Source organism: Polaromonas sp. A23, from assembly GCF_002001015.1.
Classification (GTDB): domain Bacteria; phylum Pseudomonadota; class Gammaproteobacteria; order Burkholderiales; family Burkholderiaceae_C; genus Polaromonas.
Genome location: NZ_MUNO01000037.1, coordinates 129,739 through 145,941 on the forward strand (window position 1 = coordinate 129,739; position 16,203 = coordinate 145,941).

A 16,203-nucleotide genomic window follows, 5' to 3' on the forward strand; every position below is an offset into this window, starting at 1 on the left:
TCTTTGTAAGCAACGGCCCACGAGATTACCGTTGACAATCCGCCGAAGCAACATCAGAAAGAGCGTTTTTGCAGAAAATTTTTCCTGGTGTTGGACGCCACCAAAAAAAGCAAATCTGTAGGATTTGGACTACGGAAAAAGTTTCTGAAACGTTTTATATTGAAAAGTTTTTCGAGGCGCGAAGCACGATTCAGTGGATGCTTGAAGGTTCATGCGTTGGCTCTTTCAACAGCCATCAACCATCAACCCCAATCAACGGCCACAGATTATTTTGAGCACGATGATTTCACCGCTGCTTTTAATGAATGAGGCGTGTAGCTTCATGCCTTGACGGCCACGAGGCCGACTGCCGCAATACGCTCGGCGTGGCGGTAAGCCGGACGCTCGAGTTCTTCTCCGAAAACGTCAGGATCCGTTTCGGCGTAGGTATAGGTACAGCCTGCGCGGCCGAGATGCGGTTCCATGTCTTTGACGAAATGGTCTACCCCATCAACGATGGCAACGCCGGTGTAAAGAATCAGGCGCCCGCCGGACCGCAGGCGTTGCAGTGCCTGTGAAGCCATCCTCACGCCGAACTCCCTGCCAAGATCTCCGCCGCCGTGCCGGTAGGCGCGAGCCGCGTCGTCCACCAGGTAGGGCGGATTGCACATGACAACATCGAAATCTCCCGCCACGGCAGAAAAGGCGTCGCCCAATGCCAGCTCGACTTCCATGTCCGCGCTCGCCGCGTTGACGCCTGCATAAAGCAGCGCCCGCGGATTGATGTCATTGAGCAAAACCTGTGCACCGACCCGCAAGCGGGCGGCCATGATGCCGCCGGCCCCGCTCCCGCATCCGATGTCAACCATGCGCAGGGGGCTACCCGTCACGGCTGCGGGCAGGTTGTCGCGAATCAGGTTGAAAAAGCGGCAGGTATCCGGCCCGAAGAAAACAGCATCGGACGCGGTGGTGGGAAATGCGGAGTGGACAAACAGATCGTCTGCCAGCGTGGCCACCCGGACCGTGCTGCGTAGCATTTCACCGGCCTGAACCACAACGCCAGCCTGCCTCAGGAGCGACAGCAGTTGCGCGGGCAGCAGGCCTGGCTTGAAGGGCATGGACCAGCCAAAAATGTCGCGCAGCCCCGCGGCATCCTCACCGCGCCGGTTTGCCAGCACCCGCACCTGCGTGAGCGGCGTGACCGTCGTGAATTCATACCCTGCATCCCGCAGGTAAACGAGCAGCTCAAGAAGCGCCGCGCTGGTAGTGGCTGCTTCTGCAGCAATGGAGTCGCCCATGGCACTCAACGCCGGAAAAATAAAAATTTCTGTTTATCGAAATGGTTGTTCAACACATACCCTCCTGGTTGCTGACAGGGAGGTTCATCGCCACGCGCTTCCTCCGGAAGGCAAAGGCTAGGCCTGCCGAAAAGGAAGGTCTGTAGGACAAAGACGAAAGGCAAGTAGGCAGGAATGAACCCGCCAGCACGGGTTTTGGCAATTTTCATGCATCAAAACCGCCTAAAGTCCTTTGTTTTCGGTCGCAAGTAGCTATCAAATAAGTAGCAGACCAGGAAACCCGGCTTGCGACCGGCTCAAAGCGCTGAGCGGTCGGCCATCATCTCGCCGAGCACCACCGGCGCTTCCGGAGCCCAAGCCGGATTGAAGCGGAACGGACCTTTGGGAAACAGCATGACGACCGTTGAGCCGAGCAAAAACCGGCCCATTTCGTCGCCCTGATTGAGCTGCACCGGCGCTTGCGCGTCGTAACGCCACTCGCGGATATTCTTCGTTCGCGGCGGGTTAACCACGCCGTGCCAGACGGTGGCCATGCTGCCCACAATGGTCGCGCCCACCAGCACCAGCACAAAAGGCCCGTGCTCACCCTCAAATACGCAGACGACGCGTTCGTTGCGCGCAAACAGCCCGGGCACGCCGCGGGCAGTGGCTGGATTGACTGAAAACAGCGCACCCGGTACGTAGATCATCCGCAGCAAACGCCCGGCAGCGGGCATGTGAATGCGGTGGTAATCCTTTGGGCTGAGGTAAATCGTGGCGAAACTGCCACCTTCGAATTGCGCGGCGAGTTGCTGGTCGCCGCCAACCAGCGCAGTGGTTGTGTAGTCATGCCCCTTGGCCTGAAAGATCCGATCACCGTTAATGGCACCGAACTGGCTGATGGCGCCGTCGACCGGGCAAATCAGGTCGGCTGCGGCAAGCGGGCGGGCACCAGGCTTGAGCGCCCGGGTAAAAAACTCATTGAAGCTTGGATAGCTGGTGATGTCCGGGTTGGCCGCCTCGGCCATATTAACGCCGTACTTGCCGATGAACCACCGGATGATGCCGGTGGTTATTGCACCTCCGCGCATGTTGGCAATGTGGCTGCCAAATTCCGTCATGGCCCGCTTGGGCATCAGATATTGCAAAAAAACTTCAAATCGTTCGGACACGCGGACTCGCTGTAGGCTGGAAAGCGACCATTCTATATAGCAGTCTCAGCACTGAGCCCAGAGACCGCGTCGCGTTCACGCGACCAGCCTGAGCCGCCTCAGAAGGCGCAACGGCCTCGATCCGCGGTTGGCGCGAGGGGGGGGGGCGAGTGGGGACGGAGGTTTTGAAATCAAAAGCACAAAATGTCAAAAGCATGGCTTACGGCAAAGAACAATAAGTGCTTTACCACTTAGGAACTGCCATGACCCACCCATTGAAGCTGACCTGGGAAACCTACACCGCCTCCTGGAAAGCCGCCACCCCCACAGAAAAGCAAACCTTGTTCGCGCAAAGCCTCGACCCGCAATGTGTTTACAACGACCCCAATGTTGCCGCCCAAGGGTGGCGGGAACTGACGGCTTATATGGAAGCGTTTCACCAACAGGTTCCCGGTGGCCACTTTCAGACCAAGACCTTTGTCAGCCACCACCAGCAAAGCATGGCCACCTGGAACATGCTGGACGGCAATGGCCAGGTGATTGGCGAAGGCACGAGCTACGGCAAGTACAACGACCAGGGTAAGCTGGTGGCCATGACCGGTTTTTTTGCAGCTGCCTGAAAGAAACCCACCCCGTGCACTATCTCAAGCGCGTCCAGCAAGGCATTGACTTTATTGAAGCCCATCTGGACACGGTGATCGAGTTGTCGGACGTGGCCAAGGCGGCGGGTCTGAGCCAGTGGCACTTCCAGCGGGTGTTCAGGGCCTTGACCAACGAGACCTTGAAAACCTACATACGGTCCCGCCGCTTTGCCAAGGCATTGGACCAGCTGCTGAGCACCAAGCTGCCTATTCTGGACATAGCGTTTGCGGCGGGCTATGAAACGCAAGAGAGCTTTACGCGCGCATTCAAGTCCTGTTTTCGGCTCACACCTGGGCAGTACCGCGCCTTTGGCAGCCGGTCTTTGTTTGTGAGAAAAATAGAGCTGGATGCCGACTATCTGCGCCACATTCACCGTAATGTTTCGCTGGTTCCAGAGCTGTACGAGCAACCGGCCATGCAACTGGTGGCCATGCGCACCCTGTTCTACGGCATCGACTCGGAAAAAAACAACCTTGCCAAAAAACTGCCGCCGCTATGGGCCAGTTTTTTGTCCCGGCTGGGTGAAGTGCCACATGCTGTCCCCGGGGTGTGCTACGGCGTGGTCAGCCCGGTGCGGGAGTTTTCTGATCAACTGCAGTACTTTGCGGCCGTTGAGGTTAGCCAGCAAGCGGCGCTGCCCCAGGGCATGCAGGCGCTAGAGGTGCCGGGCGCACGGTATGCCAGGTTTGGCCACCAAGGCCCCCCACAAGGTATCGACAACACGGTCAACTACATTTACTCCAGTTGGCTGTTGTCCTCCGGCACCTCGCACAGCGGTGGCGTGGACCTGGAGATGTATGACTCTCGCTACAGCGCCACCTCGGACACGTCGCTGATGCACTACGCCATTCCGATACGCTGATCCTGCGGTTGCCGGCAGGCTGCGTGAGCGTCCAGTTGCGCAGGTTTACTGCGGCTGCAGACGCAGCAAGCGGCCCTGGGCGCTGTCCGTCAGCACATATAAAAGGCCATCAGGGCCCTGCCGCACGTCACGGATACGCCCCACACCTTCCAGCAGCCGGTGCTCGCGCACGACCTTTCCGCCGAACGGTTCGGACAATTCAATGCGGTTGAGGTAACCGAATTTCAGCGAACCGACAAACAGGTTGCCGCGCGACCCGCTGCCGTAATTTTCACTGGTCAGAAATGCCATCCCGGAAGGCGCCATCGAGGGCACCCAGTAATGCAGAGGCTGCTCCATGCCGGTTTTGGCAGTCAGGCCGTCACCTATCTTGCCGCCGCCATAGTTCTCGCCATAAGTGATGACCGGCCAGCCGTAATTGCGGCCCGGCTGCGGCAAGTTGATTTCATCGCCGCCCTGCGGGCCGTGTTCATGGGTCCAGTAAGTGCCGTCGGGCGCCAGGGTTGCGCCCTGCATGTTGCGGTGGCCGTAGCTCCAGATTTCCGGCAACGCCCCGGCCCGCCCGACAAAGGGGTTGTCTTTGGGAACCGTGCCGTCCTTGTTGATGCGGATCACTTTGCCGTGGTGGTTGTCGAGTGTTTGCGCATCCTGCATGCGCGAATAACGATCGCCCAGGGTTAGAAACAGCGTCCCGTCCGGTTTTGCATCCTTCCGGCCTTCGACGATGCGGCAGCCAAAATGCGCACTGCTTGAGAACTTGGGCTTCTGGCTGAAAAGCACCTGCACGTCTTCCAGCCGGCTGCGGTCTGGCGACAGGCTGGCGCGCGCCAGCGCCGTGCTATTCCCGCTGCCCGAAGCCGCCGGTTCTGAATAACAGAAGTAAATCCGCCGGGTGCCGGCAAAATCGGCGTCGGTGATCACATCGAGCAGTCCGCCCTGGCCACCGACATCGACCGTGGGCAACCCAGCCAGAGCAGGCCCCAACCGCCCATCCGGCTCAACCACGCGCATCCGGCCCGGGCGTTCGGTGACCAGGAAACGGCCCTGCGGCAAAAACGCCACAGCCCATGGGTTTTGCAGGCCGGTAGCTACCGCCTCCGTGCGTACCGGCTGTGCCGAGGCGCCGAAGGTTGCTATAAATAATATAGCTGCTGACGCCCGTCGAATAAGGGATTGAAGCATATTTTGTCCCTTTATTTGGTTAAAGCAGGAGGCACGGCGCCCTCATCGCAAACTGCAATATGCCACTGCAGTCTCTCCTGTGTTGGCCTTGCGGGCTTTCGGGCATACAGGCTTCCTTCCGCCACGGGTTTGTTCTAAATCGTTACAAATCAATGAGTTAACAGGGCAATCTAGAAAAAACTTTAGCTTGACGTAGGACTGGTCCTTCAATTACCCTAGCGGCCATGCGTTTAACCCTGCTCCTCACCAGCCTACTGCTTGCCGCCACGGCGCACGCAGCGCCCGGCCAATCCGGTGACGACATGGACAAATTCCTGGCCGACAAAGGCTTGCTGGGCAAGATTGGGCAGGTGAGCCAGTCCGTCGGCCACAAGGCTTCGGAGCTGGTCGTCAACGCCATGGGCTTTCTTGGCGTGCCTTACCGTCGCGGCGGCAATACGGCTGAAGCCGGCGTCGACTGCAGTGGTTTTGTGAAAGCCATTTACGAACAAACCATTGGGCTGGTGCTGCCCCGCCGCGCCGAGCAGCAAGCTGCAGCCACCCAGAACATCGACAAGAACGAGCTCCAGCCAGGCGACCTGGTGTTTTTCAACACCATGAAGCGGGCTTTCAGCCATGTCGGCATCTATGTCGGCGAGGGGAAATTCATCCACGCCCCCAAACCCGGTGCCGAAGTCCGGGTTGAAAGCATGAGCGTGTCTTACTGGGCACGTCGATTTGACGGCGCCCGGCGCGTAAACAACGCGGCTTTGGTGGAGCCTCCAGCAACACCGCAGTAGCAAAAACAACCAGGCATCGAGATGTGCGCGCCGGATTGCGGCGAAAGGAGGGGCTGTTTTTTACTGGCTATATGACATTCCTATAAGCGCCATGGCGGCGCTTTTTTGCGGGGCATGCCTGCTGTTCACTTGGGGCGGCGTGCTGCTGCTGCGGCCATGGGTACGCCGCTGGCTAGGCCCGGAACCGGGCATCAACGACTTCGCCAGCTACTTCCTGTCGGCCTACGGTGTCTTCTACGGGCTGGTGCTCGGCCTGATTGCGGTTGCGACTTACCAAAATTTTTCCAACGTCGAAACCACGGTCAGCAAGGAAGCAACCTCCATTGCTACCCTGTACCGTGACATGTCGGCTTATCCCGACCCGGTGCGTGGCCGACTTCAGAAACACATGCAGGACTATGTCAACTTTCTGATCAATGAGGCCTGGCCGGCCCAGCAGCAAGGCCAAATTCACCCCGGCGGGTCAGCCCGCGTCACGGCCCTGCACCACGATCTGCTGGCCTTCGAGCCGACCAGCCGACGCGATGAAATCGTGCACGCGGAGACTCTGCGCCAGTTCAATGTGTTCCTGGAGGCACGTTATCAGCGCCTGCAAAGCGTCACTACCGCGCTGTCCAGCGTGCTGTGGTGGGTGGTTTGCATCGGAGCGGCATTGAACTTTTCCCTGCTGTGGTTTTTTTCACTCGACAAGCTGTCAGCTCACTTGGCGCTGTCGGGCATACTGGCCCTGTTTGTCGGTCTCATGCTTTTTTTCATCGCGGCCATGGACAATCCGTTTCGGGGAGAGGAAAGCGTCTCGCCAGACGCCTACAAGCTGGTGCGACAGCGCCTCATGAACGAAAGCGGTTGAGAAAAACTTTCACCCGCGCTCACTCAGTCGGCCTTGACGCCGGCGTCCTTGATGACCTTGGCCCATTTGGTGGTTTCAAGCGCAATAAATGCATCAAATTCTTCCGGCGTTCCGCCCGCGCCGAAAGTACCCATGGCATCGAGCCGCGCGCGTGTTTCATCACTGCGGATGATGCGCCCCACTTCTTCCGACATGCGCCGCACGATGTCTTTTGGCGTCGCCGCGGGCGCCAGCATGCCGGCCCAGGTGCTGCCGGTGAAGCCCGCAAACCCCTGCTCGATGAAGGTGGGAACATCGGGCATTGCCGGCAGGCGGCGGTCACTCGATACGCCAATCAGCCGGACTCGCCCTGCCTTGCCCTGATTGATCAAGCCCGTCGGCGCATCAAAAAACAGCTGTATCTGCCCGCCGATCAAATCGGTCAGTGCCGGCACTGCGCCCCGGTAGGGAATGTGGACCATGTAGGTTTTGGTGATGGCCTTGAGCAACTCGCTGGTCAGATGGGCTGCCGAGCCGTTTCCAGATGAACCGAAACTGACCTTGCCGGGATGGACGCGGGCATAGTCAATCAGCTCTTTCGCAGTTTTGAACGGCGCATCGTTATTGACAGCAGCCAGCAGCGGCGACACGCCCATCAGGGAAACACCGGTCAAGTCCTTGCGCGGGTCATAAGGCAGCTTGGGATACAGCGTGGTGTTGGCCGCATAGGCGGCAATGACCACTGCAAAAGTGCTGCCGTCGGCCGGTGCCTTGGCAAGCATGTCCACCCCGATGATGCTGTTGGCGCCCGGCTTGTTGTCAATGGTGACGGTCTGCTGCAAGCGGTTTTGCAGACCCGCCTGCACCATGCGAGCCATCTGGTCGGTAAAGCCTCCCGGGGTGTAGGGCACGATGATGCGTATCGGCTTGTTCGGCCATGCCGACTGGGCAAACAGTGGCGCGCAGACAGACGCAGCACCGGCCGTGACGGCCAGGTTGAAACGGCGACGGGACAACGAGTGCGGGGGCTTCAGTTCAGGCATGGCTTCTCCATAAGAAGAAACCTATTCTGGGCTATCCCTCCAGCACCAACCCCGGGGGTTTGCCCCTGAGTCGGGCGTCTGAAGGGACAGGTTGACACCTGCGCGACGCCTGCAATTCTGCAAAGCAGAACGCGCCCACGAGAACCGGACAACAGCTAAGGTTTGGCCGCCTTGTCCTTCTCTTCTTCGCGCTGTTTTTTCGGCGACAGGTCCAGCTCGACCGCCTTGCCGCTGTCGATGGCGTCGCCCGCAGCTTCGGGTGAACTCAGGCTGACGCCGCCGCTTTCGCCCAGAGTCGCGAAGCCACTGGCGCTGGCCACCTGAAGACCCCCCTGGTCGGAACCGGCGTCGTCCACCGTGTTGCTGCTGGGAATGACGCGGTTGTTCTCCGTGTTGTTAGACAGCGTCTGATTCCCCTGTGGCTTGCCATTCACGTTGAGAAGCCCCCCGCCGGAATTGGTCACCTGCCCGAAGCTGCCGCTGACACTGCCCCTGGGCGCATCCAGTGTGATTTGTGACGCGGAGCCAGAAATTTGCGCATCGTTGACGGCTTCAACAGCCACAACGGGCGCAGTCACATTGGCCGTCACCGTGTCGCCCGCCAGAGATGCGGAATTGGAGGCTGCCACTACCACGTTCATGTTGCCCTGAGAGTCCGCCACCACGTCTGCCGCTGTGATGGTGGCGACGATGGTGTCAGCCGTCAACGATGCGGTCTGTGAGGCCGTCACCACCACATTCATGTCACCTTGAGCCTCTGCCACCACGTTGGTACCGCTGATATTTCCGCTGATATCGCCTGCGCTGGTAACCGCCACGCTGCCCTGGCTGATGGTCGACCCTGTCACGTCGCCTCCGGCATTCAAGGTATTTGCCGCGCTAACGTCCTGCGCGCGCAAGGTGTGATTGCTCAGGGCCACTTTGCCGAGTGCATCAATTTTGTAACCCTTGACCCACAAGGTACTGGCGAGGCTGAACTCATTGGCACTGATATCGAACTGGCCAAGAGGACTTGCCTCCGAGCCACCTGTTGTCATGTGCACGTTGCCGCGGGTACCGCCCGATCCTGCGATCAGGCGCAAACCGCGTGCAGCACCGCCTGCATTCTGGATGTCGCCATTGAAGGAAATGTTCGCGCCCAGCGTGGTCAGCGTGGTATCGGCCAGCAGATTGACCGCCGTATCAAACAGGAAGCCGCCCGCGCCTTCCGCGGTTGCCGCACCGCCGATACCGGATCCTTGCGCACCGCCATTGAGCGTCAGGCTGCGCAAGCGCGTATCGTTGAAAAGCAGGTTGTAGCGGTCATTGAGCACCACGTCTTCAGCAAAAACACCGCCGGCGACGTTTACCGTGTTGCCTGTACTTGCTGTATCAACACCGCGCTGGATGCTTCCGCTGGCTTGTGTGACATAAAGATTGCCTGCGTCCCAACTGACGACGCCAAGCCCCGCAACGTCTAGCGCATGGTGAACGCGATCTTCGATGGCAAAGCCGTTGGCGGCCCCGGTGAAACTGGCGCGTGTCGCATTGACATTGGTTTTCACATTGTTTCGCTCATTGGAGCCCGCGTAGATATTCCACGACCGCGTCGGGTTGCTGCCCGTGCCGGAGATCGCGCTGTCGGGCGCGCCAAAGCGGGTATTGCCGATGTCCAGTGTCGAGCCCAGCCCTTCCAGGAACATGCCGTGGCCCACTGACGGATTGATGACTACATTGTTGAAAGATACGTTGGCGACTGACCTGTACTCAAGCAGGTGAATCGCGTCGCCTGGGCCTTGCGGATTCCAGGTTCCGGCACTGCCGCTTGGGCGACGGAAGCTTCCTTCAATGGTGACGTTGTCGAACTCAAGCGTACCGGCATCATGAACGCCTCCGCTCGCAACGTTGTCGTGGTAGCCGCGGAACTGGATTCCAACGAATTCGGTCTCGCCGGTTATTCGCAGATCCTTCAGTGTTGCGTTGCCGTTGTAGTAGTTGAAATTGATGTCGCCCTGGCCTAGCGAAGTGGCGCTTGTGTAGGGCGCGCCGTTGCCGGTGAACGTGCTGTTGAGAAGCGAAACATTCTGAAGCCCCGGGATACCCGCCGTCGCCAAACCGTCGGCAAAGAAGCCGAATTTCCCGTTATGAAGAAAATCGCTGTTCCGGACTGTCAACCTGTTGAGGACCGTGTTGTTCGCAACCCGTACGCCTGAGCCTGGCGCATTGCGAAAGGTGAAACCGTCTATAAGTACTTCGGCAGACGCACCGATATTGCCGCTCACTGCGACCGCATCACCGGTGGCAGGTGTTATCACGGATTGCCCGGCGCCCGCTCCCTGCAGGGTCAGCGCCTTCGTGATGCTCAGGCTCTCGGCGTATGTACCGGCTTTGACCTCAACGACCCCGCCAGAAACGACCGCATTGATGCCGTCACCTATGAAACCCAGGGGCTGGCGGGCATTGCCGAGCCCATTACCGAGATTGAAATCATCCACCGCAGTGAAGTTCGAGCCTGCGCTGACAACAATGTGGGTGCGGTTTCCGAACTGCGGTGTTGAGCCCAGAAGTCCGTTGGAGCCGTAGCGCCGGTCAAGAATGTGCATGTCGCCATTGGCGCGAGACATCGCCATCATGCCCGCGCCATAATCCGTCTGGCTGACATGCGGAGACGTAAAGTAAGCGCCGTTGGTTACGTGGTTCAAAAACACGATATCCCACTCGTTTCCCGACGGGCCCCTGGTGTTCCCAGACATCGTCACGTTGTCGGAGCGCACAAGAATCGAGCCCTTGGTGTTGTCGAAGGTATTTCCGGTGACTTCGACTGCGGCGTTATCCAGAACTTGTACGCCAATCCGGACATTTTTAATGTTGTTGTTGTGTATGCGCGCGCTGGAAACGTTTTCCTTCACGGTGATGCCGGTCGTTGTTGGCGCAGCATTCCAGTTGACCGTTGTGAAATTCTGGCTGTATGGACCAGTGATCTGCATGCCCTCGACCTTCACGCCATTGGCCGAGATTTCAAATCCGGTTTGACCTTCAGCGACATTGAGATTGGCCCCCGCCTGCCCGGCGATGGTCATGTTGGCCTTGTTGAGAACCACCTGTTCGGCGTAGGTGCCCGCGCCGACATTGACCGTTCCCCCAGCCCCCGGTACGCCGGTTTTTGCGATCTTGACGGCGTCCTGAATGCGCGCGCCACTGGAAACATTCACGATATTCGAATTGCCGCTGAGGTTCGGCGCCTGCAGCGCCGACTTGAGCTCCACGGTATGGCCGTTAACGATGATGGCATTGGTCGCCTGTTGCACGCCTTCGAGGTTAATCACACCCGACAACAGGTTGGCTGCATCCCCCACGCCGAGTTGGATGTTTGCGGCGTTCAAGCTGGCGTTAGCCATGTTCGACACTGCAACTCCGGCTGCACCAGGGGGCAACGCGAACTCATACAAACCGTTGTTCAGTGAAATGGTGGCTGAGTCGGTGCCGAGCAGGGCGATGGTCCCGCTGACCGCACTGATGATCCCGCCGGCCTCAGTGATAGGCTTCTTGTTGACCACCGACGGCGCCACAAGAGCGATCAGGCCGCCGGCGGCCGCGGTGATAGTGCCTTCATTGATGATACTGCCGCCGGTACCCGGCGTAATGCGGACCTGGATCGGCCCGTTTCCGTTTCCGTTTCCGTTTCCGTTTCCGTTGCCATTTCCATTGCCGTTGCCGTTGCCGTTACCGCTATTGAAGAAATGATCCTCATCAACCACCCCCGTGGTGGCAATGAGGGAGCCCACATTGACGGAGGAACCCGGCTTGAATGCAATGCCGTTGGTATTCATCAGCATCACGATGCCATTGGCATTGAGCGTGCCAAATATCTCCGATGGATTGGCCGCACCGGTCACGCGATTCAGGACGGCAGCGGTCGCACCGGGTTGAACAAATTCCACTGTCTTTCCCGCGCCGATATTGAACGAATTCCAGTGAATGATCGCCCGGTTGGTTGACTGGGTGATGGTGAGCTGGGTACCGTTGTTAAGCGTTTCCGTGGCGGTTCCCGCGGTCACGCTGCCATTGACCGGCAGGCCGGTGGCACCGCCAGCATTGATGTTGGTCTGGGTCCACCCAGGCTGTGCAAAAACCAGCATCATCGCCGACGGCAACGCCTTCAGCATGAAGGCTCTGGATCTTTGCCTTCGGTTGTGCGGAGGGCGCGCGTGGGGCCGAAGAACCGTTTTCATGGAGTCACCTCAATTCAGGAAAAAGCCGTTAAACAAAGTAAGACTCAGAACCGGACCAGCATGGAACCCAGAAGCCTGACGTCCCTGGGGTTGCCTCCGTCACTCGCTATGGATTTGGTCAAAGGGAATGCCGCCTCCAGGCTCGCCACGGTGTTTTTCTGCATGAAAAGCCGGATACCCAGGCCGGCTGAAGCCAAGCTCTGGCTGCTGGGCACGCCGGGTGTTGGTGAGCCCAGCTTCCACACCTTGCCAATGTCGTAAAAGCCGAACACCTGGTAAGACCTGAAGCCTGGCGAGTTGATGGCCCCGGCATAACGCGGCTCGATACGGAAGGCAAGAGCGCGCTCGCCTACCAGCTCGGCAGGCTCATAGGCGCGCCCATAACGACGGCCACCGAGGGCGTACTGTTCGGAGGAAAGCAGCGGCGTGTTGGCCCACTGCCCACCCACACCGATCGCCAGGCTCAAGTTGGAGTTAAAAAACTGCGTGCGTTCATAGTCAAAAACCAGCTTGTTGAAAACGCCCTTCGCGCCCACCCGGCTTTTAAGCAGTTCCGACTCTTCAGTGCCGCCCAGGCCCTGACTGAAATCCAGCTCCAGATTGTTTTGCCCATCAAGGCTGTCCAGCAGGCGCCAGCTCAAACCAAGCCGCAATGCCCGTATTCGGTCCTCGATCACCCGCGCTCCCAAAATATCGGTGTGAACATCGGAATGGTCGTAGGTGGCGCGCGCGATGAGGCTCTCATTGCGCGTCCTCAGCAAGGGGTAACTCATGGAGAGGGAAAACGCATCTGCGCTGCCGCGCACATCAAACGACTTGAGGATGTCGCCCGGTTGGGTACGGGCCCTTGACACCGCCGCCGACAACTTGAGCCCATTGGCACCAACCACCTGGCTGTAAGACAGTTGGGCGTAGGCCATTTCGGAATTACCCGTGCCCACGCCAATCACCCGCCACTGATCGTTCACTCCCAGGAGCTGATTTCCGATCAACCCGACCGTGAGCTGACCTGGACCAAGGTACCGCGAGCCGTAGTTGTCCAGGGCAGCAAAACCTTCAAAGGTTTTCACCTGGGCAATCAGGGTGAGGTCGGCCGCTGCCGGCGTCTTCGAGGGCGTGAGGACGCTGCGCAGCTCGACCCCTGGAAAATCATTGGCGATCAGCAGATAGCGTTCAAGCACAGAAGCCTGCAATGGCCGCGATGCCCTGATTTCTTCTCCGATCGCCGCCAGCCTGGCACCGACATTCGGGCTCACGCCCTCGGCGGCCTGCACATTGACACGGTCGATGTAGCCCTCGATCACACGCAAGGTGAGCGTGCCCTCGGCCAGCGACTGCGGCGGGATGACCACGAGCGAGAGCATGTAACCCGCATTGCGGTACATCGCAGTCAAGGTCGACGCCAGCGTGAGGATGTCGCTGCCTGTGATTTCCCGCTGCGTATAGCTGTCTGCCTGCGCCTGCAACACTCCGTCAGGCAATACCGTTGCAGCTTCGATTTCAATCGATTTCAAGGTCACACGAATGGCCCGGAGCGAATCCGGCAACGCGTCCGGCTGCTGATCCTTTCGCTCGGTAGGCGCAGGTTCGGGCTCGGGTTGTGGCTGAATGTCAAACCGTTCGCGAAGGTGGCCCGGGTCGGCAGTGGAAGGGGCTGGTTGCGCAAGGGCCTGACTCGCGAACAAAAATATCAACAGCACAGCAAGCGGCGCGCGCGATAGTTCCAGGCCCACACAATCCGAACTTTTCATGCTTTGATCCCCGAAAACACGCTTGATGTACTGAAGAGGGATGTCCCAACAGTGTCCGGAGGGCTCCGGCTTTCCGTTAATTAGTTCACGGTAACCAATTGTGAAATGAAAAATCGCCGGGAGAAAGTGATTAATTCGCACGCTTCTCAACCTCCTCCTTTACGAGGAACGATCGTCTTGAATTCTTACGACTTACATCGTTGCGAGCTTCTGTTTTATAGAACCATGCTTTCGGAGGCGCGCTGTTTACCTCCGGTCTATTCCCATCGGCTCACGCCAGATTCTCTATTTCTGAATAATTTTTTTTATCTGCTCGTGCGAAGTCATTGAAACGGGAAATCGAAAACACAAACAGACAACTCTTGTTGCACTGTGTCTCCGGCTGACAAGCGGCTCGAGCCGTTCCGGCAGCAGGGCCAGCTGCGTTTTGTGCAGCGCATGGGCCAGCTCAACCTTTCATGCGCGCAATGCCACGACAACAATGCCGGAGGCCGTCTGGGCAGCAGCCTGATCCCACAGGCCCACCCGACCGGTACCCGGTCTACCGGCAGGAGTGGCAGGCCCTCGGTTCGCTGCAGCGGCGCCTGCGCAACTGCATGAGCGGTGTGCGCGCCGAACCCCTTGCCCTGTGGCGCTCAAGAGCTGGTAGCGCTGGAGCTGTACCTGAATGCCCGCGCGAAAGGCATGGCGTTGGAGTCGCCCGGTGTGCGGCCCTAGCAGCCTTCAGGTCGACCAGTTGATCTGCTCAAACAGGCGCATGAGTCTGGCCTGCCGCGTTTTGCTGAATTGCGCGATCCAACCGATCCGGCCCAGCAGGTGCGAACGAAAGTCGGCGAGTCGATCTTTGTTTTGCGACACCGGGCCGTGCAGCACGCTTTGATGCAAACACGCTTTAAGCCGATCGAAATCATCACGCGGGACATTCGGTCGCATGTTGACCACGACTCCGGTCACGCGCTGCCGCTGATGCCGGGGCAGGCAACGCGTCTTGTCCGGATGCAGGGTAAAGCCTTCATCGCGGACAATTTCTGCAACCCAGGCGTGCAAGGCGCGAAACTGCTGTCGCAGCGACTCTGGACCTGAAAATACCAGGTCATCGGCGTAGCGCGTATAGCTCGCGCCGAACACCCAGGCCAATCCCTCAAGCCGCAAATCGAGATTGAAAGCACAGAGGTTGGCCAGCGCCGGTGAGGTGGGCGCGCCCTGCGGCAAATGCGCAGAACCAAGGCGCTTGGCCCCTATCCAGTCAAGTCCGCCATCGTCGCGCAAACGCTCGACGACCATCCCTGCCGTGCGGTGTGTGCAGAGCGCGGTCAGGCTTCGCGCCACACCTTCGGGGTAGCCCAGCGTGCGCCAGATGGCATTGACCTGGGCTGCCCCTACGCTGCCAAAGAAATCTTGCACATCGAAACGGATCACCACGGCTTGCCCGACATGAGCTGCCGCATGAGTTTTGACTGAGCGACCGACGGTAAAACCGTGCGCGGCTTCATGCACAGGCACCTGGCTCAGCAGCGTATGCAGGATGTGACGCTGCACACGCTTGAGCTCTACCTTGGGCGTCTCCAGCAACCGAAGGCCACCGGTCTGCTTGGGCTGCAGGCTGTAGCGATAGTGCTCAACAACTGCCGGCGTCGCCGGGGCCAGCCAACCCAGTTTCTCGGGTGGGAGTTGGAGCCAGCATGCAAGATCCGCATTCGTTGCAATGTCGGGCAAAGTGCAAGCCTCCAGCCCCATCGGCCGGGGGCGCATCACCGCCGGTCGCAGGATCAACCGGCGAATTCGTGGTGGCCTTTCCGGCTCGGGGTCATCCCGGTCATCGTCCGACAGGGAACCTTGCAGCTCATCGGAATCCCCCGCTTCTTCTTCGTCCTCCGCTCCGAAGGCCAATCCAAAGGCAGGTGAATCCTCCAGCCGTCGCGCAAGCGAGATGACATCAAATTTCTGCCATGTGATGGCCGACAGAACAGCCAGCGGTTCAAGCAACTCTCGCAGCCACGCAGGGCGTTGCCCGAGGGCTGCTGCAGCCCTGGCCTGAAGGGCGCCCAAGGTGGTGCCACCCGCCTTGTCCGCATCGGCGAGCAGTGCGCGAGCCAGGCCGCGTGCAATCAAATGTCGGAAGCTGGCTTCGCGCATGGAATTGAGTTGACACCAGCATCCCAACCAGCAGGTCCTGCGTGAGCGCGGTGCGCAGAATGCGCATGCCGCTCACGCGCCGAAATCACAAAGTACAAAACAACCATGGGGGTACCCCATGGCGCGGACAGGCAGCAACGAATCGCGTCCCGCTCGCAACACTTGAAATGCTGGCGTCGCCGAAATTCTAATGGCTTGCTCCTTGCAACGAGCTGTTGTCCAGCGCTGTGAAGGTGCCAAAACAACAGGAAATGCTTTTGATGTGCGTCTACGCGGCCCGCGCGTGTCAAAAAAATATGCCAACCAAGAGAACGCAAAGCGCTATCAATTTAATAGCTGATTGCGCTCACCGGATAAGGGC

Annotated in this window: 13 protein-coding genes; 6 read left to right on the forward strand and 7 right to left on the reverse strand. The window is 59.1% G+C overall.

What is annotated here, in order from left to right; translation table 11 throughout:
• Positions 1-90: 90 nt before the first annotated feature.
• The gene (locus B0B52_RS22300) at positions 91-309 is read left to right on the forward strand and encodes a hypothetical protein (protein ID WP_168173580.1); all 219 of its coding nucleotides are present in this window, start codon (positions 91-93) and stop codon (positions 307-309) included.
• Between the two features lie 11 nt (positions 310-320).
• Here B0B52_RS22300 and B0B52_RS17525 read toward each other — a convergent pair whose 3' ends face one another.
• Positions 321-1,277 (reverse strand): class I SAM-dependent methyltransferase, encoded by a 957-nt coding sequence (locus B0B52_RS17525; RefSeq protein ID WP_077594956.1) that lies wholly within the window; start codon positions 1,275-1,277, stop codon positions 321-323.
• On the opposite strand from B0B52_RS17525, the gene B0B52_RS22775 reads away from it, so the two are divergent.
• Positions 1,276-1,398, forward strand: a complete 123-nt coding sequence (locus B0B52_RS22775) for a hypothetical protein (protein ID WP_256387528.1) — start codon at positions 1,276-1,278, stop codon at positions 1,396-1,398. The two genes, B0B52_RS17525 and B0B52_RS22775, sit on opposite strands and share 2 nt — an antisense overlap.
• A gap of 175 nt (positions 1,399-1,573) precedes the next feature.
• On the opposite strand, the gene asd is transcribed toward B0B52_RS22775, so the two are convergent.
• Positions 1,574-2,428: an archaetidylserine decarboxylase gene (gene asd, locus B0B52_RS17530; protein WP_077594957.1), complete on the reverse strand. Its 855-nt coding sequence runs from the start codon at positions 2,426-2,428 to the stop codon at positions 1,574-1,576.
• A gap of 242 nt (positions 2,429-2,670) precedes the next feature.
• On the opposite strand from asd, the gene B0B52_RS17535 reads away from it, so the two are divergent.
• A complete protein-coding gene (locus tag B0B52_RS17535; RefSeq protein ID WP_077594958.1) occupies positions 2,671-3,027 on the forward strand; it encodes a nuclear transport factor 2 family protein in 357 nt (118 codons plus the stop codon).
• 14 nt (positions 3,028-3,041) lie between these two features.
• Positions 3,042-3,911, forward strand: a complete 870-nt coding sequence (locus B0B52_RS17540; protein ID WP_077594959.1) for a helix-turn-helix domain-containing protein — start codon at positions 3,042-3,044, stop codon at positions 3,909-3,911.
• A gap of 45 nt (positions 3,912-3,956) precedes the next feature.
• Here the strand turns inward: B0B52_RS17540 and B0B52_RS17545 are convergent, their stop codons facing one another.
• The gene (locus B0B52_RS17545; RefSeq protein ID WP_077594960.1) at positions 3,957-5,093 is read right to left on the reverse strand and encodes a PQQ-dependent sugar dehydrogenase; all 1,137 of its coding nucleotides are present in this window, start codon (positions 5,091-5,093) and stop codon (positions 3,957-3,959) included.
• A 224-nt stretch (positions 5,094-5,317) separates the two neighbouring features.
• Here B0B52_RS17545 and B0B52_RS17550 point away from each other — a divergent pair, with 224 nt between their 5' ends.
• A complete protein-coding gene (locus B0B52_RS17550; protein ID WP_077594961.1) occupies positions 5,318-5,872 on the forward strand; it encodes a C40 family peptidase in 555 nt (184 codons plus the stop codon).
• A 91-nt stretch (positions 5,873-5,963) separates the two neighbouring features.
• Positions 5,964-6,722, forward strand: a complete 759-nt coding sequence (locus B0B52_RS17555; RefSeq protein ID WP_077594962.1) for a DUF4239 domain-containing protein — start codon at positions 5,964-5,966, stop codon at positions 6,720-6,722.
• Between the two features lie 23 nt (positions 6,723-6,745).
• On the opposite strand, the gene B0B52_RS17560 is transcribed toward B0B52_RS17555, so the two are convergent.
• The 4 genes from B0B52_RS17560 to B0B52_RS17580 all read right to left on the reverse strand — a co-directional run bounded on the left by B0B52_RS17560 (position 6,746) and on the right by B0B52_RS17580 (position 15,842).
• Positions 6,746-7,744 carry a tripartite tricarboxylate transporter substrate binding protein gene (locus B0B52_RS17560; RefSeq protein WP_077594963.1) on the reverse strand — a complete coding sequence of 333 codons (999 nt, stop codon included), beginning with the start codon at positions 7,742-7,744 and terminating at the stop codon, positions 6,746-6,748.
• A 155-nt stretch (positions 7,745-7,899) separates the two neighbouring features.
• Complete coding sequence (locus B0B52_RS17565) at positions 7,900-11,889, reverse strand: filamentous hemagglutinin N-terminal domain-containing protein (protein WP_168173581.1); 3,990 nt, start codon at positions 11,887-11,889, stop codon at positions 7,900-7,902.
• Positions 11,890-11,999: 110 nt separating this feature from the next.
• On the reverse strand, positions 12,000-13,706 hold the full coding sequence (locus tag B0B52_RS17570) for a ShlB/FhaC/HecB family hemolysin secretion/activation protein (RefSeq protein WP_077594965.1): 1,707 nt from the start codon (positions 13,704-13,706) through the stop codon (positions 12,000-12,002).
• A gap of 723 nt (positions 13,707-14,429) precedes the next feature.
• Positions 14,430-15,842, reverse strand: a complete 1,413-nt coding sequence (locus tag B0B52_RS17580; RefSeq protein ID WP_077594966.1) for a reverse transcriptase family protein — start codon at positions 15,840-15,842, stop codon at positions 14,430-14,432.
• Positions 15,843-16,203 lie beyond the last annotated feature (361 nt).